Here is a 22,252-nt window from a genome sequence, read left to right as displayed (position 1 = left end):
TGCGTCTTGGTTTTTGCCATGCTCTCAACGTATTTGTTCTTCAATAAGTGACCATTAACCATTAAATCGGATAATCCAGATATTCGGGGACTGGAAAAACGGTCAAGGTTGGGACGACATTGTCAAACATGATTCATGCACAGAACGGCAAATCAACGGCAGGTTCTTTTGTACGCGCCAGCTGGTTTGTGTTCCTCATGGTCTTCGGCTCGATGCTCTTTGCATCGGCTCAGGCTTCCGCGGAGACACGCACTCTCAAGCTCTATTTCATCCATACGAAAGAGCGTGCTGAAATCACGTTCAAGAAGAATGGACGGTATCAGCAGGACGGCCTGAACAAGCTCAATCGCTTCCTGCGTGACTGGCGCCGCAACGAGCCTACGAACATGGATCCCCGCCTGTTCGATCTGGTCTGGCAGGTTTACCAGAGTGTTGGCGGTTCGGATTATATCCATGTGGTTTCCGCCTACCGTTCTCCCGCTACCAATTCCATGCTGCGCTCGCGCAGCCGCGGCGTCGCCCAGAAAAGCCAGCACATGCTTGGCAAGGCAATGGACTGGTATCTTCCGGGTGTGAAACTATCGACACTGCGCGTTACCGCGCTGAAGTTCCAGGCTGGCGGCGTTGGTTACTACCCTACGTCAGGCTCACCTTTCGTGCACACGGATGTCGGCAATGTCCGCATGTGGCCGCGCATGAGCCGCCGCGAACTGCTCGCCGTATTCCCGGATGGCAAGACAATGCACATTCCGGCAGACGGCAAGCCGTTGCCCGGATATGAGCAGGCCGTTGCCGCCTATGAATCGCGCAAGCGCAGTGGCGGTTCCATTCAGGTTGCAAGCAATTCGTCCAGCTCCGGCCGTCGCGGCAAGACCCTGTTCGGTCTGCTCTTTGGCGGCGGCGGTGGAGCCGACGACGAGGAGGATTCCAGCGAAGGCGGCGTTGCCGTGGCTTCAGCCCCAACCCCGTCGCGCACTGTAGCACGTGCTGCGCCCGCGGCAGCTGCTTCGGATGATGACGAAGGCGGCGCGTTGCCCGGTGTTGCCGTTGGACAGTCTGCACCTGCAGCTGCGCCGATCACGCCTTCATTGCCGACGCGCAATGCACCAGCGCCTCTCAATGCGCCACGTCCTGAGGAGCCGGTTGTTGCTGGTCCGGAAGACAATGCTGCGCTGGCATTTGCCGTTCCTGTACCATTGCGCCGTCCAGATTATGCGCCGACACCGGAAGCAGGCGCTCCGGCCACACTTAATGCGCTGGCGGAAGATCAGTCGACCGTTGTGGCCGCTCTGCCGACACCGCGTCCGACCGACAGTGCAAGCGCTATCCGTGATATGATCGCTGCCAATGTGAACACGCCTGCCAGCGAGCCGGCACCCGCTCAGCCGGAAATGGTCAATGCGCTGGTTCCTGTTCCCTTTGACAAACCGCAGACCGGTCCGAAGCACAGCGACATGATGGTTGCATCGGTTGTGCCGAACCCGCGTCCGGCCATGCCTGCCGCCGAAGTCGCCGCTGCCCCCGAGCATGATGTCATTCCGGTACCGAATGATGATCTGGAAACGATCATCAAACAGTCCGATGCGACTCATGGCAAGGCACCCGCCGTTGCAACGGTACAGCCGGCGCAAGCCATGCCGAACCTGCCTGCGACCACCGGCGGCCGCGTTGTCCGCAACAAGCCTGCACCGGCACAGAACACGCAGATGGCCTCTGCCGAGCCTCAGCCTTCGCTGCGCCGCACGATGCTGGATGCCGGTGGCTCTGCCGATCCGGTTGCCATGCTGGACAGCGGTGTGATCACGACCAGCAAGACATCCAAGCCGCGCCGTCAGGCCCAGAATCAGGGTGCCAAGGCCATCCAGGTATCCTCGGATGTGTCGGATCGCGCATTGTCGAACCAGCAGGTTGCCGATACGTCGCCGAATGTTGAACCGGCAGTCCTGCGCAACGAAGCAATGCGTGCGGCTCCGACGACTGTCTACACGGCCGGCTTCCAGCAGGCACTGCCAGTATCCGATGCCAACAAGTTCACGGGCAAGGCTGTTACCTTCCTGTCGATTGCAAAGTTTACGGCAACCAACTGATTGCCTGTCAGATATGATCCAAGAAAAAGGGCGGCCCGTTTCGGAGCCGCCCTTTTTCTTGAGTTCTTTGATGCCCGCGAGCCGGCGAATGCAGTGGAGAAGCGTCCTATGCCTTTGCCAGTTTGGCGGCTTCGGCCGCGAGCCGGGTGATTTCGTCCCAGTTCCCAGCCTGTACAAGATTATCGGGTGCGACCCATGAGCCGCCGACACACACAACGTTCGGCAGATCAAGATAGGTTTTTGCATTGGCGGCACCGATACCGCCCGTCGGGCAGAACTGGATTCCTGCAAAGGGCGAAGACAGGGATTTGAGGAAGGGCGCACCGCCTGCCTGTTCCGCCGGGAAGAACTTCAGCATCGTATAGCCTTCTTCCCGCAGGGTCATGATTTCTGCTGGTGTGATGGCGCCGGGCAGCAGGGGAACCTTGCCGGCACTTGCGGCCTTCAAAAGCTGCGGTGTGGCGCCGGGGCTGACGATGAAGCGCGATCCGGCGGCGCTGGCTTCTTCGTACTGGCGTGCATTGAGAATGGTGCCGGCGCCGACGATGGCTTCAGGCACTTCATTGGCAACGGCGCGGATCGCGTCGAGCGCGGCAGGCGTGCGCAATGTGATTTCGATGGCCGGAAGACCACCGGCAGCCAGCGCACGGGCCAGAGGCACCGCATCGGCGACGTTGTGGACGAGAATGACCGGAATAACCGGCTGGCCTTTCAGAACGGGTAATAGCAAATCGATCTTCTGGGCCATGTCAAACTCTCCGCTGTTTATGGGTTCAATCGATTTAGTCATACGCGACCGCTTTGTCCACCGGTTGCTGTCGTATGATTGGTTTCAGCCGCGGCATACCGGCGCCAGGCCAGTGACAATTTCGTATCATAACGGTTTTGTGTGAACTTTGGTCCATTATAGGCACGCGCAAATTTCTTCCAGTCATGCCGTGCCAATGCGGCGGCAAGACCGCTCTTCTCGATGAAACAGATCATCAGGTGCAGCTGCCCTTTCAACGAACCGCGCGCCTCTGTCACCAGCGTGTCGACGGTATCATATCCAAGCCATTTCCAGTGGGCTCCCATGACCTGACCTATACCCCAGGATGTGGACTCATAGGCAGCCTGCCGGTTGATGGCGGCAGCCGCCTCCAGCAGTTGCCAGCGCCGCGACTGGGATAGCGGGTTGCGGATCACCCCGGCCACGGGGCTTGCAAGGCCCTTGATGCGTGCGTTCTGCCGCTGGTCGCCTGAAAGCCGCTGATCGAAGTAGTGCCCTTCGAAGCGGATCGAGGGCTCGTTGCGGTCGCCAATCCTGTAGAGGCAGACGCCGCCGCTCTCCACCTGCGCCACCGCTAGAAGCACTGCCGGCTCAATTCCGGACCGCTTCGCCTCATCCTGAATGTCGCGTATATCCTGCTGTGAAAACATATCCTGTCCCTCGTGAATCGGCCTGTACACGTGGAATTATCGGACGCTTTGGCGGGTGGTGGATAAGTTGATTCAGAGTCTGTTCAAAGGACTGCATGTCTGTGTTCGTGGTTCGACAAGCTCACCATGAGGGAAAGTGAGGATTGCAGGGAGTTCTATTCTGCAACGCCAGTGGCTAGCTTTGCAGCTAACCCATCTCCCTCATGGTGAGCTTGTCGAACCATGCCACAATGGTCATGCAGTTGCCCCGGCGTCCTGCATCAGGGTCCATAAATCCCCGGTCCCGAAGCAAAACTCTTGAAATCATCGCTTGGGAGCAGTAGTTGCAGGGGATCATGACCGATCATACAGCAAACTTGCCCTTCAAAGTGGCAGCACTCTATCGTTTTGCCCGCCTGGAGCACTATCAGTCGCTGCAGGAGCCGCTGGCGCAACTGTGCTGCGGCTCAGGCATCAAGGGCACGCTGCTGCTGGCTGCCGAAGGCATCAACGGCACGGTGGCCGGATCGGTTGAAGCCATCGACAAGCTGGTTGCGTTCCTCGAAGCGGAGCCTGCCATTGCGGGCATGGAACTGAAATATTCCTATGCGGGCGAAATGCCGTTCAAGCGCATGAAAGTGCGCTTGAAAAAGGAAATCGTCACCATGGGTGTCGAGGACATTGACCCGCTCCAGAGTGTCGGCACCTATGTCCCGGCACAGGACTGGAACGCGCTGATCTCCGATCCCGATACGATCGTCATCGATACGCGCAATGATTATGAGACGGCGATCGGCACCTTTGCCAATGCGGTCGATCCGCAGACAAAGACGTTTCGCGAGTTTCCGCAATGGGTGGAAAATCACCGGGAAGAGCTTGAAGGCAAGAAGATCGCCATGTTCTGCACCGGCGGTATCCGCTGCGAAAAGGCGACGGCCTTCGTCAAGGGGCTCGGCTTTGACGATGTTTTCCACCTGAAGGGCGGCATCCTCAAATATCTCGAGGACGTACCGGCTGAGGAAAGCCGCTGGGAAGGCGAATGTTTCGTCTTTGACGAGCGTGTATCGGTCGGCCATGGTCTGGTGGAAGGCGAGGCGGAGCTTTGCCACGCCTGCCGCAATCCGATTGCTCCCGAGGACAAATTGTCCCCGCTGTTTGCGGAAGGCGTTTCCTGCCCGAAATGCTATCACGAACGCACCGAAGAAGACCGTGCGCGCTTTGCTGAACGGCAAAAACAGGTGAAACTCGCCAAACTGCGCGGCGAAAAGCATCACATCGGTTCCTGATCACAAAAAATCCGTCTGTCATTGCAATGACGCGATGCCGACCCTAACTAGGTCGGAACGCATTCGTGCAGCCATGAGGAGATTTGCATGTTCGACCCGAAGAAGATTCTTGATGATTTTCTGGGAAGCAGTGTTCCCGGAACTGGAACCTCCGTTCGAGATACGGCCGGCAAGGCAACACAAATGGCCAAGGACAATCCGCTGGCTGCAGGCGCTCTGGCAGCGGTGTTGCTGGGCACAAGTACCGGCCGGGGAGTCGCCGGCGGCGCCCTGAAGCTCGGTGGCCTTGCTGCTGTGGCAGGGCTCGCCTACAAAGCTTATCAGAACTACCAGTCGGGCAAGGCACCGGCGGAAACGGCAAAGACCGACCAGCCGGAATTGCTGCCGCCACCTGATGATTCAAGTTTCCATCCCGCTACAGCGCCGCAGGGTGAACACGAGTTCGCGCTTGTATTGGTCCGCGCCATGATTGCCGCTGCCCGCGCTGACGGTCACGTGGATGATGCGGAGCGTGCACGCATCGCCGAAAAGCTCTCGCTGTCCGGCATGAACAGCGATACGCAGGAATTCCTGGCCACGGAACTCAATGCGCCTGTGAACGTGGATGCACTGGTTGCCGCCGCGGTGACCGATGCGCAAAAAGTGGAACTCTATACGGCATCGCGTCTCGCCATCGAGGCGAAGACCCGCGCAGAACGCGGCTATCTTGATCTTCTGGCTGGCCGTCTCAACCTGCCTGATAATCTTGTCGATCACATCGAGGCGACGATCGCCAATGTGAAAGCGCCGATACCCCAGGCGTAACGGCGACCGGAACGAACATCGAAAACACCCGCCCTGACAGGCGGGTGTTTTGTCTCTCGACAAGACAAACAACTCCAGTCTAGTTTGACGCGTTCTGACTCGGGGCCGAGGGCTCTTTCAGTACATTCTGGCAGTGCCGATGGCTGCCGCTGCGTCAAGGGTTTAGAGAGCGTCCGGGTGGCGTGCGCTTTGTTCGGACCCACCATCATGTCTGTATAATGCAACTGGATTCATGGCCGGTATGAGACCGTCATGGATTCCTGGACAGGGGTGGACCTCATGAAAAAAATTCTCATTCTGGGCTTTATGGTTCTGGCGGCGCTGACGGGCATCAATGGTGCCTATGCTGCCGAAAAAGTAACGGTGTTTGCGGCTGCAAGCATGAAGGAAGTGATCGAGCAGGCGGCTGCCAAATTCGAAGCAAAGACCGGCACGAAAGTGACATCCTCGTTCGCGGCTTCATCGGTCCTGGCCAAGCAGATCGAGCAGGGCGCGCCTGCGAATATCTTCATTTCAGCCGATCTTGACTGGATGGATTATCTTGAGCAGCGCAACCTCATCGACAAGCCGTCACGCAAGATCGTTGCGGGCAATGCACTTGTTATCCTGACCAAGAAGGATAAGGGTGACGCGGCAGCCATTCTGAAGGCCGGGCGCTTCGCCATGGGGGATCCCAGCAATGTTCCTGCCGGCAAGTATGGCAAGAGTGCGCTGGAAACGCTTAAAATTTGGGATGAGGTCAGCAAGAATGCTGTCTTTACCGAGAATGTGCGCGCTGCACTGGAATTCGTCAGCCGTGGTGAGGCCAATGCGGCCATCGTCTATGCATCGGACCATACCGCGGCACCTGATCTCGTGGAGGCCTATCGTTTCGCCGGTTCGACCCACAAGCCAATTCTCTATCCGGCTGCACTGGTCGGCAAGGAAGCTTCGGCTGAAGGCAAGGCATTCCTCGACTTCCTCGCCAGCGATGAAGGCCAGGAGATCATCAAGTCGAAAGGCTTCGTCGGCGCCTCCGACAAGGCAGGCTGATCGTGCTGGGTGAGACAGAATGGGCCATTGTTCTTCTGTCGCTGAGGGTCGCGCTGGTTGCGATCCTCGTCGCCCTGCCTTTTGCCTTTATCATCGCGTGGATTCTCGCACGCTTTTCCTTCTGGGGTAAAAGCCTGCTGCAGGCGCTGATCACCATGCCGCTGGTCATCCCGCCCGTGGTGACGGGATATCTGCTGTTGGTATGGTTCGGCGCGCGCGGCACGCTGGGCGGCTTTTTCAACGACGTATTCGGACTGACCTTTTCCTTCCGCTGGACTGGTGCTGCGCTGGCGGCTGGCGTGATGGCGTTTCCTCTGTTGGTGCGGCCCATGCGGCTTTCCATTGAAAGCCTTGATCGTGGCCTTGAGGAAGCGGCACGCTCCCTTGGAGCCGGGCGCATCGTGGTGTTCTTTACGGTGACGCTGCCGCTTTTGCTGCCGGGCATTCTCGCCGGTGCCGTGCTGGGCTTTGCCAAGGCACTGGGCGAATTCGGGGCGACGATCACCTTCGTTTCCAATATTCCCGGCGAGACACAGACCTTGTCCCTTGCGATCTATTCGCTGCTGCAGAGCCCGGCCGGTGATGCCGCCGCCCTGCGTCTCATTCTCGTCTCGGTCGTGATTTCAATTGTCGCGGTTGTTGCGTCGGAATGGTTGCAACGCCGCCTCAGCGGAGGCAGGACATGAGCGATACGCTGTTTGTTTCCGTTGAAGGGCAGGTGGGGTCGTTCCCCATCGCCGCTGCGTTTACCGCTGGCAGCGGTGTCACGGCGCTGTTCGGTGAATCCGGTGCGGGCAAGACAACACTTCTCAAAATGATTGCCGGGGTGACGCGCCCGGTGAAAGGCCGGATTGCTATCCGGGACCACGTGCTGTTCGACAGCACGAATGGCATCTATCTCCCGCCGGAACAGCGCCGGATCGGTTATGTCTTCCAGGATGCGCGGCTGTTTCCGCATCTCTCGGTCAAGAACAACCTGACCTATGCGCGTTGGGCCGGACGGCGCAGCGCGGGCCTGTCCTATGACAGGGTGGTTGCCCTGCTCGGGCTCGGCCATCTGCAGCAACGCGCACCGGCAACATTGTCGGGCGGAGAACGGCAGCGCGTCGCGATCGGTCGGGCGTTGCTGTCCAATCCGGCATTGCTTCTGATGGATGAGCCCCTGTCATCGCTCGACCATTCCCGGCGTCAGGAAATCCTGCCCTTCCTTGAAACCCTGCGCGATGAGACGAAACTACCGATCCTCTATGTCAGCCACGAGGTTGACGAGGTGGCGCGGCTGGCGGACGAGATCGTGCTTCTGCAGGCAGGCCAAGTGACAGCGAGCGGACCGGCCGAGACGATCTTCTCCCGGCTTGGAAGTCATGACGATGCCGGAGCGCTGGTGACAGGTGTGGTTACGGCAAGCGACGATGCTTTCGGGCTGACGTCGCTCGATATTGGCGGGCAGCCGTTCCAGATCGCCAAGCTTGGCTTTGCGGCAGGAACAAAGCTGCGGTTGCGGATACGGGCGCGGGATGTCTCGATTGCCCGCACGCTGCCTGATGCCATCAGCGTTCGCAACATCCTGCCCGCGCGCATTACCGGTATAGAGACCAATGACGGGCCTGACTGTGATCTCAGCCTCGACATTGGCGGCCAGACCATCGTTGCACGGCTGACGCGCAAGTCGGCCAGTGAACTTGCACTCAAGCAGGGCGAGAATGTCTTCGCCCTGGTGAAGGCTGCATCGGTGGATCGCGGCGTGATGCGCGGCTGATCGCCTATTTGGAAAGGAACCGCTCGATGCGCTCGATAGCGCGCAGGATGTTTTCCTCCGAATTGGCGTAGGAAAGCCGGATATAGCCTTCGCCAAGAATGCCGAAATCCGGGCCGCCGATCAGGGCAACGCCCGCCTCATCCAGCAATGCCGCCGCCAGCTGCTTGGCCGGCCATCCCGTCTGCTTGATGTTGGGGAACGCATAGAATGCGCCCTTCGGCGTGGCACAGCTGATGCCGGGCAGGCTGTTGAGACCATCGACGACGATCTTGCGGCGGCTGTCGAAGGCACGGCACATTTTCTCGACATCATCCTGCGGCCCGTCAATGGCGGCGATACCGGCAAACTGGCTCGGAGCATTGACGCAGGACCAGCAGTTGACCGCGAGCTTGCGTACCTTGTCGTAGAGACTGTCCGGCCAGATCGACCAGCCCATGCGCCAGCCGGTCATTGCCCACGTCTTGGACCAGCCGTTGAGCACAATCAGCCGGTCACGGATCGAAGGGAAGGTCAGGAGCGAGCAATGTTCCTCGCCGTCATAGGTCATGACGTCGTAAATCTCATCGGACATGATGGCGACATGCGGATGGGCCTCCAGTCCCTTGACCAGCTTTTCAATCTCGGTTTTCGGGGTAACACCGCCTGTCGGATTGGCCGGTGAATTGAGGATCAGCAATCGCGTTTTGGGTGTGATCAGGGCAAGCGTTTCTTCGGCGGAAAAGGCAAAGGCATTCTCCTCGCGGATCGGCACGGGAACCGGAGTGGCACCGGTGAATTCGATCATCGAGCGATAGATCGGGAAGCCGGGATCGGGGTAAAGAATTTCCGCGCCGGGTTCACCGAAAATCAGGATCGCCGCGAACATGGTCACCTTGCCGCCAGGAACGATGATGACGTTCTCCGGCGAGACCTCTACGCCCGTCGTGGTGAGTGTACGGCGCACCACTGCCTCGCGGGCGGCAAGCAGCCCAGTTGCAGGCGTATAGCCATGGTGGCCGTCCCTGAGCGCTTTGATGGCGGCTTCAACGATATGGCCGGGTGTTTTGAAATCCGGCTGGCCGATGCCGAGATTGATGATGTCCTTGCCCTGCGAGGCGAGTGCGGTGGCGCGGGCGAGAACGGCAAAGGCATTTTCTTCGCCGATACGGTCGAAACCGGAGATGGTATGCAGCATTATCTTGTCTCACACACAATTTATGTCTTCTGCTTTGTGCGGTTCCGATTGTATGGAGTCAAATACTCATATGCAAAACAGGTCCGCTAACATGACTGATCTCAAAGACTGGACACCGCGCCCTCTCCCTGCCCGCGAAACGATCGAAGGACGCTATGTCACCCTTGAGCCGCTGGATGCCGCCAGACATGGCGACGGGCTGTACGAGGCGTCGAGCGTGGCAGATGCGGGAGATCGTTTCCGCTACCTGTTCGAAACGGCGGCGGGTGATCGTCCGGCATTCGATGCATGGCTTGAAAAAGTCTCGGCCAGCAAGGATCCGCTGTTCTTTGCGGTCATCGACAAGAAGTCCGGCAAGGTTGCGGGGCGGCAGACCCTGATGCGGATCGATCCGACATTCGGCGTCATCGAAATCGGCAACATCTATTGGGGACCGCTGATTTCCCGCAAACCGGCGGCGACTGAGGCGCAGTATCTCTTTGCATCCTACATTTTCGATACACTCGGATATCGCCGCTACGAGTGGAAATGCAACAACGCCAACGAGCCGTCCAAGCGCGCGGCGGAGCGTTTCGGTTTCACCTTTGAGGGCATCTTCCGCCAGCACATGGTGCAGAAAGGTCAGAACCGCGACACGGCGTGGTTTTCGATCATCGACAGCGAATGGCCGACCCTGAAAGCCGCCTATCAGGCATGGCTTTCGCCTGATAATTTCGATGCAGATGGAGCGCAGATCAAGCGGCTCGAGGACTTCCGCTCGATGTAGTGCTTGCGTTCGGGCGTAACGGGGCTAAAAAGGCTGCGACTGTTGTACCCTAGGAAAGACCATGACCGTGAGTGATCCCAAAACCCGCAATGCTGCCATCGCCGCAGCCTGTATCATGCTCGGTTTCGGGTTTGCCGCGTTCTACATGCCCACCATGATGCTTGCGCTGGGTGCCCACTCGCCGGTGCTGGCAGGTATTTTTGCCGCTGTGTTTGTGGTCGGTTTTTTTCTGGTGTTCTGGTTGCGTGGCCGGAGCCAGCGCCGCAAGGATTAGGGCACCTCTGCAGTTGCTTGGGTGTGCGTGGTTCGTGGTTCAACAAGCTCACCGTGAGGGAGAGTGGTGCTGTAAAGCCAATCGGAAACATTGCGGCATGAGCAATCTTTAAAAACTTGACTCCCTGCAATCCTCGCTCTCCCTCATGGTGAGCTTGTCGAACCACGCACCATGCGATTGCAAAAGTTCCCTGGCTTCCCCTAAAAACGGATTGCTGCTGTCAAAAGCAGCACGCCGACCAGCACGATAAACAGCGCACCGCCGACTTCGATCGTGTTCTGGACACGGGTTGAAAGCGCGCCGCCGCCGGAAATCTTCAACGCAACATTCTTGGCGGTGACTGCCAGCGTAGCGAGAGCTGCAACGGTGATGAACGTGCCGAAGGCCATGGCGAACACCGAGAGCACGCCGCCGAGCATCAGTCCGTTCAGCAAGGAGAATGTCAGCACGATCAGCGCGCCGGAGCACGGGCGCAGGCCGACGGCAACGATGGCCGACCATGCGGTCTTCCAGTTGAATTCGCCGCCAAGCATAGCCGGATCTGGCGCGTGCGAGTGGCCGCAGGTGGCGCAGACCTCGCCTGCGGCATGTGAATGGTCGTGATGGGCGTGACTATGCAGATGGGCAACGGGCGCGCGTGCTGTATGGCTGTGGCTGTGGCCGTGATCATGCGTGTGGTCATGATGATCATGCCCGCAACCGCAATCGTCATCATGGCTGTGATGATGATCGTGATGGTGATCGGTCAGAACAGAGCCGTGATCGTGCTTTTCCGGCATGAGATGGGCGACGCGCGGGCCAAACAGGAGCGGCAGCTTGCGCCAGAGCAGGGAAAGGCCGAAGGCGATGATCAGGACAAAGCTGGCGATTTCCATGTAACGGGCCGCGTCGTTCATCGACACGGTGGTGCCACGCAGCACAAGCCAGGCGAGGCCGACGATGAACAGCGCCGTGATTGCCTGCAGCATGGAGGAGGCGAAAGAGAGCAGGATACCACGCTTCAGCGTGGTTTCATTGGCCAGCATGTAGGAGGAAATCACCGCCTTGCCGTGACCCGGACCAACCGCATGCAGAATGCCGTAGAGGAAGGACAGTCCGACAAGGACGGAAGCCTGCCAGGGATCTTCGCGCATGGCTTTGAGCGCATGGGTCATGGCGAGGTAGAAATTACGCTGCTGGAGATTGATCCAGAGGATGATTTCGGCAAAGGGCCCAGTGGGTTGCATGGCCACCTCGTTCGAGCCGATACCCAGCGACGAGGTCTGCGCCAATGCGTGGCCGCCAAACAGCGCTGCGAGAACCAAGGCACAAACGAGGGTTGTTTTCCGCATCATCTTATCCTTTTGCCGGGCAGTCTATTTCCAGCCGGGTGGCGAAGATTTTCGACATATTAGTCCCAGTCGGGTCATTAAAGAAAGAATCCGTCAGCGTGGCCTGATTGGCAGCAATGGCTTCATCCGGATTGGGCCGCACGACTTTGGATTTGCAACTGGCGGGCATTCCATTGACGTGGATATCCGTATCGTTGACGTAGTCGATCGCCGTGTAAAACGTCGGATCATAAACACCGAAACTGGTCACCCCGCCGAGCTTCAGGGGCTGCTTCGGTTTGCTCTCGAATATAATAAGCAACTGGTTGTTCTGGAAATCCGCGATCAGGTGCTCCGGGGGGGCCATCGACACCTTTTTGTTGTCGAGTGTCACGGACTGGAAATAATCAAACTCCGAGATCGACGAATTGATCGTATTGCCGAGTTCCGCCAGCTCCTTGTCATCGAGCTTCAGGTCGCCGTTCTTGTCGAATTCGACGAGAACGGTGCTGGAGAAAAGGTCGTCGAAACGCCAGACATGACCGAGTTTCTGAACAGTTCCATCCGGATTGATCGTGATGTCGAGCCGGGCTTCGGCAAAGACGTGAGGATGCACATACGCCGGCGTGGCGATCAACATTCCGTTAGCGAGGGTTGCGACGAAAATCGCGAATCTTTGATGCATCATGCCGCCCGTATACTCAGCGCAAAGGACATTCCGAACGTGTCGAAATTGGGACGATATAACATATTCACGCCTTGCGGTTGTCCTTGAACCATTTGGCGAGGTAATCCACAAGCACGCGCACTTTTGCCGGGAGGTAGCGGCGGTGCGGATAAACCGCGAAAATGCCGCCATCGCGCAGGGAATACTCGTCGAGAACACTGACCAGCCGGCCGCTCTCGATATCGGGTTTGGCGATGAAATCCGGCATCGAACCGAAACCCAGCCCAGCCAGGACCGCGCGGCGGGTTGAAAGCGGGCTGTTGATTTCCATCCGTCCGGACACCTGCACCGAAATCGTCGGGCCGCTATCATTGTAAAATTGCCAGTTGTTGCGCGAGCGGTTGTTGGTGTCGATGATACAGGGCAAAGACGCCAGCTGTTCGGGACGGGTTGGCCGCCCGACCCGTTCAATCAGATCGGGAGAGGCACAAAGCAGAGTGCCGAAGGGGGCGATGCGTTTGGCAATGAGCGACGAATCCTGCAGGCGGGTAATGCGGATGGCAAGATCGAAGCCTTCTTCGACCAGATCGACAAACCGGTCATCCAGACGCACATCGAGAACAATATCGGGCTGCTCGATACAGAAATCGATCAGGCATTGGCCGATATCCGCGTCGGCGAATGTACGCGGTGCTGAGATCTTTATCCGGCCTTTGATGTCGCTGTTCGATTCGCGCACCGTTTCCTGCAGGCTTTCGACTTCGCGCAGAATTTCGCTGGCGCGCTGGTAGTAGGTATGCCCGGCCTCGGTCAGCGAAAACTGCCGGGTCGTGCGATTGAGCAGCAGTGCGCCCAGCTCGTCTTCCAGTTCGCGGACATATTTGGACAGCAGCGCCTTTGACCGGCCGATCTTTCGGGCGGCGGCGGAAAACCCTTCCGCCTCCACCACATCGATATAGGCGCGCATCCGGGTGAGTGTATCCATGTCAGTTCCTTCTTTCGGCGGCTGACAGAATGGCGCTGCCGAGTCGGATGAGGGCGCTGTCGCTGCCCTTGGGGCCCAGCAGGGAAATACCGAACGGCGCGCCATGGACCTCGCCGAGCGGCAAGGTGATTTGCGGAAAGCCGGAGAGGCCGGAGAGGCAAAGCAATCGCAATGCACGTTCCCGGTAGGCCTGCAGCTCATCGAATGTGGAACCGACCATGGGTGCAGCACCGGGAACGGTCGGCAAAACCATGACGCCATCGTCTTTCAGCACATCGGCAAGTTCGCTGCGAAAGAGGTCCCGGCGATTTGTCTGCGTTGCGTAGGTCGCGGCATCAATGGTCGAGCCATACTCGAAGCGCTCTTTCACGCCGGGGCCGAGATGGCGATCCTTTTCCGATATCCAGATGCCATGGGCAGCCCAGGCCTCGAATCCCTGTATCTGCCGGAAGCAGAGATAAAGATCGTCCATGGAGGCCGTTGACTGGCGGGCGGATTTTGCATGGCCGAGATGGGAGGCAACCGCGCCGTACATGGAGCGAAACGCCGTGTCTTCCGCCTCACCGAGCAGGTAATGTTCCAGAAGCGGGATAAAGAGCGGGCGATTGAGCTTGAAGTTCTGCGCGTCGGGCCCGAGCAGGATAGCGCCGACTTTCTCGTAGACAGCCATGTCGCGGGCGAACCAGCCGAACGTATCGAGCGAGGGGGCGAGCGGCATGGCGCCGGAAAGGGATATGCGGCCATGGGTCGTGCGCAGGCCGATCAGTCCGCAAAAGCTTGCCGGTGCGCGTATCGAGCCGCCGGTGTCCGATCCGATGGCGATATCGGCAAGTGCGCCCGCGACCGCCGATGCGGACCCTGAGGATGATCCGCCGGTTACCCGGTCCGGCGCCCTCGGATTGACCGGAAAGGGATAATGGCTGTTTTGACCCATCAGAGAGAAGGCAAGCTCATCGGTCTGCGTCTTGCCGATGAACCGGGCGCCTGAATCCAGCAATTTTTGTATGGAAGGCGCGGTAATACTTGCGGCTGATTCGTGATTTTTCTCAGGATTGCCACATTGGGTCGGCAACCCCGCGACATCGAAAATGTCCTTGACGGCAAGGGTATGGCCGCTCAGCGGACCTTCCACGGCTGGAAAGGCCCGAAAAGGCAGATCCAGCAGGGCATTCAGGGGTGAAATGGTGCTCATCGTTCAATAATTCTATGTGATTTGGCCCCCTTTGTTCAATGAATAAAAAAAATTCGCAGATGCGAGATTTGTCATTGATTGGACACAAGTTTAGACTTATATCGCCCTTGCCCAAAGTCGCACGTGCCCCATGGGTGTCCGCCGATCTTCATTATGGTGAAGAAACGGTATGGTACCTGGAACTAACCCCTCCAGTCAGTTTGTCGGCCTACCGCCAGACTGAGGACATCTTGAAGCAACGACGGTGCGGGCCTTTCTGGTGTCTTTCGGCTGTCCACAAGCCGGAATTACTGAAGAGGCACACCTTCATTGCCGGTAGTGCGGATGGGATCATCCAAACCAAGGCAGACAAAGCGGATCCACGCTGGCTTAGCGTAGATCCATCGCCGCATGAACTTGTCCGTGTTTCCAGCATCTCCAAAGGCTGGCTTCGCGAGAGATGGATTCATGCACTTTGTCCTGGCGGTCATACGGGGGAGAAACCCCTGCGATCGCGACTTGTTGAGGCGGCCGGAAGTGCCGTCACGATTGGAGACCCAAGATGGCTACACAGCGCATTCTCGACTTCATTAATACACGACGCCCGAATGGTCCTTGCATGGTGCTCGACCTCGAGGTCGTGCGCGAAAATTTCCACAATTTCGAGATGGCGTTGCCGGAGTCGAAGATTTTCTATGCGGTGAAGGCCAATCCTGCGCCTGAGATTCTGCGTCTTCTAGCTTCCCTCGGCTCCAACTTCGACACCGCTTCCGTTGCGGAAGTCGAAATGGCGCTGGATGCCGGTGCATCGGCTGATCGTATTTCCTTCGGCAACACGATCAAGAAGGAGCGCGATATTGCCCGCGCCTTCGAACTCGGCATTCGCCTGTTCGCGGTCGACTGCGTTGAAGAAGTCGAAAAGGTTGCCCGTGCAGCCCCCGGCGCCCGTGTGTTCTGCCGTGTCCTGACCGATGGTGCCGGTGCCGAATGGCCGCTGTCGCGCAAGTTTGGTTGCGTGCCTGCCATGGCTGTCGACGTTCTGCGCGCTGCCCAGACGCTCGGCCTCGATTCCTACGGTGTTTCGTTCCATGTCGGTTCGCAGCAGACGGATCTGGCTGCCTGGGACCGTGCGCTGGGCGATGCCAAGCAGGTTTTCGACGCGCTGGCCAAGGAAGGCATCACGCTCAAGATGGTCAATATGGGCGGCGGTTTCCCGACCCGTTACCTCAAGGACGTGCCAACCGCACAGGCCTATGGACAGGCTATCTTCCAGGCCTTGAGCAAGCATTTCGGCAACCGTCTGCCCGAGACCATCATTGAACCCGGCCGCGGCATGGTCGGCAATGCCGGTGTCATCAAGGCGGAAGTCGTGCTGGTTTCGAAGAAGGCCGCCAACGACAATGTTCGCTGGGTCTACCTCGACATCGGCAAGTTCGGCGGTCTGGCAGAAACCATGGACGAAGCCATTCGCTACCAGATCACCACCCCGCGGGATGGCGATCGCAGCGAACCTTGCGTGCTGGCCGGGCCAACCTGCGACTCTGCCGACGTGATGTACGAAAAGAACCCCTATCCGCTCCCCGTTTCGCTGACCATCGGCGACGAGGTTCTGATTGAGGGAACAGGCGCCTACACCACGACCTATTCCGCAGTGGCCTTCAACGGCTTCGAACCACTCCGATCATACGTCATCTAAACCGGCTTTGAGCCCGGTTGGGAAATACTGCCCGGTAACCACTCCGGGCAGCGATGACACGCACATGACTGGATTGGTTGAGACAATGAGCGCAGCAGAAAATATCGAACAGAACCTGGTACCCGACGGCCTCTATTTTGCCGGTGCGGGTGCCTATACAATCGTCAACGAAGTGGCGCAGGACGAGAAAGCCCGCGAAGACCTGCTGGACCGCGCCATGGGCGAGGGCCGCCGCCGCAAGTCGTCGGAAAAGCTGCGTCGCGGCCGGCTTCCGTCGGAAGGCCTTGCCTTTTCCGCACGCGGCGCCGGTGGTGCTCTGCTTGGCACCGTGCGGCTCTGGGACATTCAGGCCGGTCACGATGCCTCGGGCAAGGGCGTTCGCGCCCTGCTGCTCGGACCGCTCGCCGTTGATCCGGCTTCGAAAGATCTCGGCATCGGTTCGGCGCTGATGCATCATGCGATCAGGCAGGCTGCCCGCCTCGGCCACGGCGCCATCATTCTGGTTGGTGATCCGGAATATTATGAACGCTTCGGCTTCAACGGTGCCAAGACGGCAGGGCTTGCCATGCCGGGTCCGGTCGAGCGCCGCCGCTTCCTCGCGCTTGAGCTGAAGCCCGGTCATCTGGATGGCGCCAAGGGCTTGCTGACGTCGAAGGGTCGCCGCTCGTCGCGGGCCATGCGGATCATTCCGGTGTCGCTGCGGTTCTCCGCTTGAGCTGGATTTTTGCCTTCCAGAGGTTTTCTGATTATCGGGTCCCCGTTGCATGACGGGGACCCGATTGCATTTCGGAAGCGGCGCATTTTTGCTTCCACCTCGCAAAGATACCTTGCACCCCTACCCGTTTCATCCCGATAATTGCGCCTGACGCAATGGCGACGGGACGCAAGCAATGTTGAAAATCTGGGGACGGCGCAATTCGTTCAATGTCCAGAAGGTTCTCTGGCTCGCGGGCGAGCTGGGCCTGCCGCATGAACACATTCCGGCAGGCGGCAGTTTCGGCCAGATCGATTCACCTGAATTTCTGGCTATGAACCCGCACGGCCGTGTTCCCGTCATCGATGATGCCGGGACAATCGTCTGGCAATCCCATGCCATCCTGCGCTATCTGGCGGCGCGGTTCGGGAAAGATCAGTTCTGGTCCGATGATGCCGGAAAGCGTTCCGACGACGATCGCTGGATGGACTGGTCGCAGACGGCTTTGCAGCCCGCTTTCCTCACCGACATTTTTTGGGGCTTTTACCGCACGCCAGAGGCGCGGCGGGATTGGGCGGTCATCAACCGGGGTATCGAGCGTTGCTCCCGGCATTTCCAGCTTCTCGACCGCTGGCTGGATGGAAAAAACTACATGCTGGGTGATAGACTCGGCCTTGCCGATATTGCCGTGGGCACGCATCTTTACCGGTACTTCAATCTGGACATCGAACGCCCGCATGTTCCGAATGTGGAAGGCTGGTATCAACGCTTGCAGGAGCGTGCGCCCTATCGGGAGCATGTCATGATCCCGTTCGATGATCTCTATGGAAAACTGGATTTTTGAGCATGATATCGGACAGAACCGGGCGTTCTGCCCGATATGGAGGCTTAGTCCGCCAGAAATTCCTGGATCGCGCCGATCTCGCTCTGCTGGATCTCATGCCCGCCCGGATGCCAGGCAATTTTGACGCTGGTTCCCTGTGCCGCGAGATAATCCGCCAGTGCCTGCGTGCGATCCGGCGGACAAATCGGGTCGCGTTGTCCGGCGGTAACAAGCACGCGCTTTCCCGCGAGTTTCGGCTGTGGCGCGGGCGTCCATGGTATCAGCGGATGCATCAGAATCGCGATGTCAAACAGTTCTGGCTGTTCCAGCATGACCGAGGCCAGAATGTTGGCCCCGTTGGAATAGCCGAGACCGATGGTCTTTGACGGGTTGGCAACATCCTTGTGCGCCCGGATGAAATCCGCCATCGCCCGGGTGCGCCCGGCCAGATCATCCATGTCATAAACACCTTCTGCGGTACGACGGAAAAAGCGGGAAGCACCGTGCTCCGAGACATCGCCGCGCGGGGAGACAATACCCGCCGATGGAATCAGGCGGCGGGCGAAATCAAAGAACTGGTTCTCGTCGCCGCCCGTCCCGTGAAAGACGAAGAAGAGAGGGCTGTTCGGTTCTTGCGCCGCATGGACGCGATGCTGATAGGAATTTTTGGGCATGTCCGGCCTTTCCACCCGGTGTTTTGGTACCGAGCTTCGTAATTGCGTTGTGTTGGCTGACATATGGAGTGGCGGCAGCTCGCGTGAAAGCTACCTGCTGTTTGATGGATTGTCTTCGTGGTGGAGACAGTGAGGAGGTGTTGGGTAAATGTTGATTGACGTAAAAATCCTGATGCCTGCCTGCAAAACCTTTGGTGCGTGGTTCGCCCTTCGACAAGCTCAGGAAGCTCACCATGAGGGAGAGGGAGGATTGCAGGGAGTTATATTCTGCGAGACTGTTCATACTGCAATGTTTCCGGTTGGCCTTGCAGCATCATTCTCCCTCATGGTGAGCTTCCTGAGCTTGTCGAAGGGCGAACCACGCACCAACCTCAGTGCAAGCGTTGGATTATTGAAGAGCACGAATAATACAGCCATATATCATGTCCTTTTTTGTCCGCTTCTCGTCCGATGCATGCGTATCAGCCGATTGCACCGCATTGTAATGTTGGGTATCAACATACAGGAGAAGCAGAAAATGTCCGCAGATACCGCTCTCATCGTCATTGACGTGCAGGAATCCTTCCGCCAGCGTGGCTACTGGAACGAAGCCGAGGCGCAGCCTTTCATTGCCAATGTCCAGCGCCTGATCGATGGTGCCAAGGCAGCGGGCCTGCCCGTTATTCAGATTTTCCACGTCGACGGCGATGGTCCGTTTGCGCTGGAGTCCGGCTTCATAAAGCCCTTGGCCCCGGTTTCGCTCGAGGCTGATGTCGTGTTCAACAAGGCGCGCCACAGTGCTCTTGTCGGCAGCGGGCTTGATGTCTGGCTGACCGAAAACCGCATCCGCAAGTTGCTGGTGTCGGGCATCCGCACCGAACAGTGCTGCGAGACGACCTCGCGTCATGCCTCGGACCTTGGTTATGCGGTCGATTATGTCTCCGAAGCCACCCTGACCTTTGCCATGACCAATGCCGCCGGCCGTACCTTCAGCGCCGATGAAATCCGTGACCGCACCGAGCTGGTGCTCGCCGGACGTTTTGCCCGTATCGTGACGGTGGATGAAGCGTTGAGCGGGGCGCAATCGGCAATGGCTGCATGAAAACGGACAGCATCCGGCATATCGATGTTCTGGTGGTGGTGCCCGCAAGGGCACTGCTGCTGGATATTGCCGGGCCGGTAGAAGTGTTGCGCAAGGCCAATCTGGAGCAGAGCGCGGTACATTTCAATGTCCGCTATGTCGGTCCGCTTGCAAACGTGACCACCTCCATCGGGTTGACGATCAGCGGGATCGCGCCGCTGCCTGACGTGGTGCCCGATGATGCCATGATCATGCTGGCGGGTGATACGACGATATTGCTGGACACAGTAGCGAGCATCGGGGCGGAAGCCCACGGGTATCGCGACATGGAGATCGTCGACTGGTTGAAAGCCCATGTGGGCGAGACCCACAAGCTCGTGACGATCTGTTCCGGTGCCTTGCTGGCCGGTCGTGCCGGGCTGTTCGATGACCGTGCCTGTACCACGCACTTTGCGTCGGTTGATGAACTGCGCGCGCTGGTGCCGACAGCGCGGGTGCTGGACAACCGGCTCTATGTTGAAGATGGCAACCATTTCTCCAGCGCCGGAATTACAGCGGGTATCGACCTGATGCTGCATCTTGTCAGCCAGATTGCCGGTCCGGCCTGTGCGGTAGCCGTCGCGCGCTATCTGGTGGTTTATCTCAGGCGCAGCGGCACCGATCCGCAATGGTCGCCGTGGCTGGACGGGCGCAATCACATCCACCCGGCGATCCACCGGGTACAGGACCGGCTGGCTGCTGATCCGGCACAGCGATGGACGTTGGAAAGTCTGGCGGATATCGCTGCGACCAGTCCGCGGCATCTGTCACGGCTGTTCAATGAACATGCCGGAATGAGCATTCCTGATTATCTCAACCGCCTGCGCGTCGCGCTGGCACAGGAGATCCTCAGTCATACACGGCTTGATATGGAAGGGGTGGCGGAGCGCACGGGCTTTGCTTCCGCACGGCAACTGCGCCGGGCCTGGGGACGAATTCATGCCACACCGCCGAGCGGCGCGCGCGGGGGGGGAGTGAGCGGGTAGTAAGTCGTGGAGTGGGTGAGCTTGTCGAACCACGAACCACGCGCTACCAATATGCCATGCCCCACGCCATCAGCCCAAAAAGAAACCGCCTCGTTTCAGAAGGCGGTTTCAAAAAATCATCTCAATAAATTATCAGCTGACATCGGACCAGGGGCCGTGGAAGTCGCCTTCCTTGTCCACACGCTTGAAGCCATGGGCGCCGAAGAAGTCCCGCTGGGCCTGAATGAGGTTGGCCGTGCCGCGTGCCTGCCGGTAGCCATCGAAATAGCTGAGGGCTGCGGCGAGCGCCGGAGTTGGCAGACCGGCGAGCGCAGCCTTGGCAACCACGTCGCGCAACGCAGTTGATGCTGTCTTCATGCGTTCGACAAAGGATGGTGCCAGCAGCAGATTGTCCTGACTGCCACCTGTGAAGGCCGAGGCAATCTCGTCGAGGAACTGCGAACGGATGATGCAGCCGGCACGCCAGATCTTTGCCGTGGTGTCGAGCGGGATGTTCCAGCCGTGTTCGGTGGAGGCACCGGCCATGACGGCGAAGCCCTGCGCATAGGCGGCAATCTTGCCGGCCAGAAGGCCCTGTTCGAGTGCGTCGATGAAAGACTGGTCCGTGCCCGCAAGCTTGGGTGTGCCGAGCGAGGCATAGGCCTTTGCGGCCTTGGCGCGTTCACCACCGAGTGCGGAAATGGAGCGCGCGGCAACCGCTGCCTCAATGCCTGTTGCCGGAATGCCAAGCATCTGGGCCTCGATGGCGGCCCAGCGGCCGGTGCCCTTCTGGCCAGCGCTGTCAACGATGATCTCAACAGCGGGCTTGCCGGTTTCCTTGTCGGTGGCAGCGAGCACCTTGGCGGTGATTTCGATCAGGTAGGAATTGAGCGGACCCTTGTTCCACTTGTCAAAAATCTTGCCGATTTCAGCAGGTGAAAGTCCAAGGCCATCGCGCAGGATGCCGTAGATTTCGGCAATCATCTGCATGTCGGCATATTCAATGCCGTTGTGGATCGTCTTGACGAAGTGACCGGCGCCATCGGGACCGAGCAGCGCGGCGCAGGATTCGCCTTCATACTTTGCCGAAATGGCTGTCAGGACCGGCTCGATACGCGCATAGGATTCGGGCGTGCCGCCAACCATGATCGACGGGCCGTGCCGCGCGCCTTCTTCACCCCCCGAAACGCCCATGCCGACGAATGTCGGGTCGTTGGCGCCGAGTTCTTTCAGGCGGCGGACCGTATCGTGGAAGTTGGCATTGCCCGCGTCGATGATGATGTCTTCCTTGGCGAGGAATGGCTTCAGCGCTGCAATCTGTTCATCAACGGCGTCGCCTGCCTTCACCATCAGGATGATCGGGCGTGGTGCACGGATGTTCTTGGCCAGCTCTTCCAGCGTTTCGCAGGGAATGATCTTGTCTTTGAGGGCGCCCGCTTCCTGATGGAAGGCGTGGGTCTTTTCGACCGTTCTGTTGAAAACCGCGACGCGATAACCGTTCTCGGCAATATTGAGCGCCAGATTGGCACCCATGACGCCAAGGCCGATCAATCCAATGTCAGCTTGCTGCATGATTATGTCCTTGCTT

At 58.8% G+C, this 22,252-nt stretch carries 23 protein-coding genes; 13 read left to right on the top strand and 10 right to left on the bottom strand.

What is annotated here, in order from left to right:
- The first annotated feature begins 212 nt into the window (after window positions 1–212).
- A complete protein-coding gene (locus FHW16_RS23815; protein WP_182551838.1) occupies window positions 213–2,087 on the top strand; it encodes a DUF882 domain-containing protein in 1,875 nt (624 codons plus the stop codon).
- A 106-nt stretch (window positions 2,088–2,193) separates the two neighbouring features.
- Here the strand turns inward: FHW16_RS23815 and FHW16_RS23810 are convergent, their stop codons facing one another.
- Complete coding sequence (locus tag FHW16_RS23810) at window positions 2,194–2,835, bottom strand: 2-dehydro-3-deoxy-phosphogluconate aldolase (protein WP_182551781.1); 642 nt, start codon at window positions 2,833–2,835, stop codon at window positions 2,194–2,196.
- A gap of 38 nt (window positions 2,836–2,873) precedes the next feature.
- The gene (locus FHW16_RS23805) at window positions 2,874–3,506 is read right to left on the bottom strand and encodes an N-acetylmuramidase family protein (RefSeq protein WP_182551780.1); all 633 of its coding nucleotides are present in this window, start codon (window positions 3,504–3,506) and stop codon (window positions 2,874–2,876) included.
- A 335-nt stretch (window positions 3,507–3,841) separates the two neighbouring features.
- On the opposite strand from FHW16_RS23805, the gene FHW16_RS23800 reads away from it, so the two are divergent.
- The 5 genes from FHW16_RS23800 to modC all read left to right on the top strand — a co-directional run bounded on the left by FHW16_RS23800 (window position 3,842) and on the right by modC (window position 8,366).
- Complete coding sequence (locus FHW16_RS23800) at window positions 3,842–4,771, top strand: rhodanese-related sulfurtransferase (RefSeq protein WP_182551779.1); 930 nt, start codon at window positions 3,842–3,844, stop codon at window positions 4,769–4,771.
- 87 nt (window positions 4,772–4,858) lie between these two features.
- Window positions 4,859–5,575 carry a tellurite resistance TerB family protein gene (locus FHW16_RS23795; protein ID WP_182551778.1) on the top strand — a complete coding sequence of 239 codons (717 nt, stop codon included), beginning with the start codon at window positions 4,859–4,861 and terminating at the stop codon, window positions 5,573–5,575.
- Window positions 5,576–5,854: 279 nt separating this feature from the next.
- A complete protein-coding gene (gene modA / locus FHW16_RS23790; protein WP_182551777.1) occupies window positions 5,855–6,607 on the top strand; it encodes a molybdate ABC transporter substrate-binding protein in 753 nt (250 codons plus the stop codon).
- Complete coding sequence (modB, locus tag FHW16_RS23785; RefSeq protein ID WP_432652082.1) at window positions 6,604–7,293, top strand: molybdate ABC transporter permease subunit; 690 nt, start codon at window positions 6,604–6,606, stop codon at window positions 7,291–7,293. Before modA ends, modB begins: the two co-directional genes overlap by 4 nt.
- A complete protein-coding gene (gene modC / locus FHW16_RS23780) occupies window positions 7,290–8,366 on the top strand; it encodes a molybdenum ABC transporter ATP-binding protein (RefSeq protein ID WP_246711926.1) in 1,077 nt (358 codons plus the stop codon). The genes modB and modC overlap by 4 nt, the downstream gene beginning before the upstream one ends.
- 4 nt (window positions 8,367–8,370) lie before the next feature.
- Here the strand turns inward: modC and FHW16_RS23775 are convergent, their stop codons facing one another.
- Window positions 8,371–9,540, bottom strand: a complete 1,170-nt coding sequence (locus tag FHW16_RS23775) for a pyridoxal phosphate-dependent aminotransferase (protein ID WP_182551775.1) — start codon at window positions 9,538–9,540, stop codon at window positions 8,371–8,373.
- Window positions 9,541–9,631: 91 nt separating this feature from the next.
- On the opposite strand from FHW16_RS23775, the gene FHW16_RS23770 reads away from it, so the two are divergent.
- Both FHW16_RS23770 and FHW16_RS23765 read left to right on the top strand, forming a co-directional pair.
- Entirely contained in the window at window positions 9,632–10,306 is a 675-nt protein-coding gene (locus FHW16_RS23770) for a GNAT family N-acetyltransferase (RefSeq protein ID WP_182551774.1), read from the top strand.
- A 67-nt stretch (window positions 10,307–10,373) separates the two neighbouring features.
- A complete protein-coding gene (locus FHW16_RS23765; RefSeq protein ID WP_182551836.1) occupies window positions 10,374–10,580 on the top strand; it encodes a hypothetical protein in 207 nt (68 codons plus the stop codon).
- A gap of 200 nt (window positions 10,581–10,780) precedes the next feature.
- On the opposite strand, the gene FHW16_RS23760 is transcribed toward FHW16_RS23765, so the two are convergent.
- The 5 genes from FHW16_RS23760 to FHW16_RS23740 form a co-directional block, all read right to left on the bottom strand.
- Window positions 10,781–11,911, bottom strand: a complete 1,131-nt coding sequence (locus tag FHW16_RS23760; RefSeq protein WP_182551773.1) for a nickel/cobalt transporter — start codon at window positions 11,909–11,911, stop codon at window positions 10,781–10,783.
- Window positions 11,912–11,915: 4 nt separating this feature from the next.
- The gene (locus FHW16_RS23755) at window positions 11,916–12,530 is read right to left on the bottom strand and encodes a DUF1007 family protein (protein ID WP_246711931.1); all 615 of its coding nucleotides are present in this window, start codon (window positions 12,528–12,530) and stop codon (window positions 11,916–11,918) included.
- Between the two features lie 112 nt (window positions 12,531–12,642).
- On the bottom strand, window positions 12,643–13,542 hold the full coding sequence (locus tag FHW16_RS23750) for a LysR family transcriptional regulator (RefSeq protein ID WP_182551771.1): 900 nt from the start codon (window positions 13,540–13,542) through the stop codon (window positions 12,643–12,645).
- 1 nt (window position 13,543) lies between these two features.
- Window positions 13,544–14,734, bottom strand: coding sequence for an amidase (locus FHW16_RS23745; RefSeq protein ID WP_182551770.1), 1,191 nt, complete (start codon window positions 14,732–14,734; stop codon window positions 13,544–13,546).
- A gap of 287 nt (window positions 14,735–15,021) precedes the next feature.
- Window positions 15,022–15,183 (bottom strand): hypothetical protein, encoded by a 162-nt coding sequence (locus FHW16_RS23740; RefSeq protein ID WP_182551769.1) that lies wholly within the window; start codon window positions 15,181–15,183, stop codon window positions 15,022–15,024.
- 92 nt (window positions 15,184–15,275) lie between these two features.
- Between FHW16_RS23740 and odc2 the strand changes: the two genes are divergently transcribed.
- From odc2 to FHW16_RS23725, 3 genes are all read left to right on the top strand, one after another.
- Window positions 15,276–16,409: an ornithine/lysine decarboxylase gene (gene odc2 / locus FHW16_RS23735; RefSeq protein WP_182551768.1), complete on the top strand. Its 1,134-nt coding sequence runs from the start codon at window positions 15,276–15,278 to the stop codon at window positions 16,407–16,409.
- 85 nt (window positions 16,410–16,494) lie between these two features.
- Window positions 16,495–17,124, top strand: a complete 630-nt coding sequence (locus FHW16_RS23730; RefSeq protein WP_182551767.1) for a GNAT family N-acetyltransferase — start codon at window positions 16,495–16,497, stop codon at window positions 17,122–17,124.
- A 175-nt stretch (window positions 17,125–17,299) separates the two neighbouring features.
- On the top strand, window positions 17,300–17,947 hold the full coding sequence (locus FHW16_RS23725) for a glutathione S-transferase family protein (RefSeq protein ID WP_182551766.1): 648 nt from the start codon (window positions 17,300–17,302) through the stop codon (window positions 17,945–17,947).
- A gap of 44 nt (window positions 17,948–17,991) precedes the next feature.
- Here the strand turns inward: FHW16_RS23725 and FHW16_RS23720 are convergent, their stop codons facing one another.
- Window positions 17,992–18,600 (bottom strand): alpha/beta hydrolase, encoded by a 609-nt coding sequence (locus tag FHW16_RS23720; RefSeq protein WP_182551765.1) that lies wholly within the window; start codon window positions 18,598–18,600, stop codon window positions 17,992–17,994.
- A 517-nt stretch (window positions 18,601–19,117) separates the two neighbouring features.
- On the opposite strand from FHW16_RS23720, the gene FHW16_RS23715 reads away from it, so the two are divergent.
- Both FHW16_RS23715 and FHW16_RS23710 read left to right on the top strand, forming a co-directional pair.
- On the top strand, window positions 19,118–19,681 hold the full coding sequence (locus FHW16_RS23715) for an isochorismatase family protein (protein WP_182551764.1): 564 nt from the start codon (window positions 19,118–19,120) through the stop codon (window positions 19,679–19,681).
- The gene (locus FHW16_RS23710) at window positions 19,678–20,685 is read left to right on the top strand and encodes a GlxA family transcriptional regulator (RefSeq protein ID WP_182551763.1); all 1,008 of its coding nucleotides are present in this window, start codon (window positions 19,678–19,680) and stop codon (window positions 20,683–20,685) included. The genes FHW16_RS23715 and FHW16_RS23710 overlap by 4 nt, the downstream gene beginning before the upstream one ends.
- Before the next feature lie 132 nt (window positions 20,686–20,817).
- Here the strand turns inward: FHW16_RS23710 and gndA are convergent, their stop codons facing one another.
- Entirely contained in the window at window positions 20,818–22,236 is a 1,419-nt protein-coding gene (gndA, locus tag FHW16_RS23705; protein ID WP_182551762.1) for an NADP-dependent phosphogluconate dehydrogenase, read from the bottom strand.
- Window positions 22,237–22,252 lie beyond the last annotated feature (16 nt).

This window comes from Phyllobacterium myrsinacearum (assembly GCF_014138285.1).
In the GTDB taxonomy this organism is placed as follows: Bacteria; Pseudomonadota; Alphaproteobacteria; order Rhizobiales; family Rhizobiaceae; genus Phyllobacterium; species Phyllobacterium myrsinacearum_A.
Note: the sequence above shows the minus strand (reverse complement) of the source record. Positions and strands in the feature narration are given on the sequence as shown.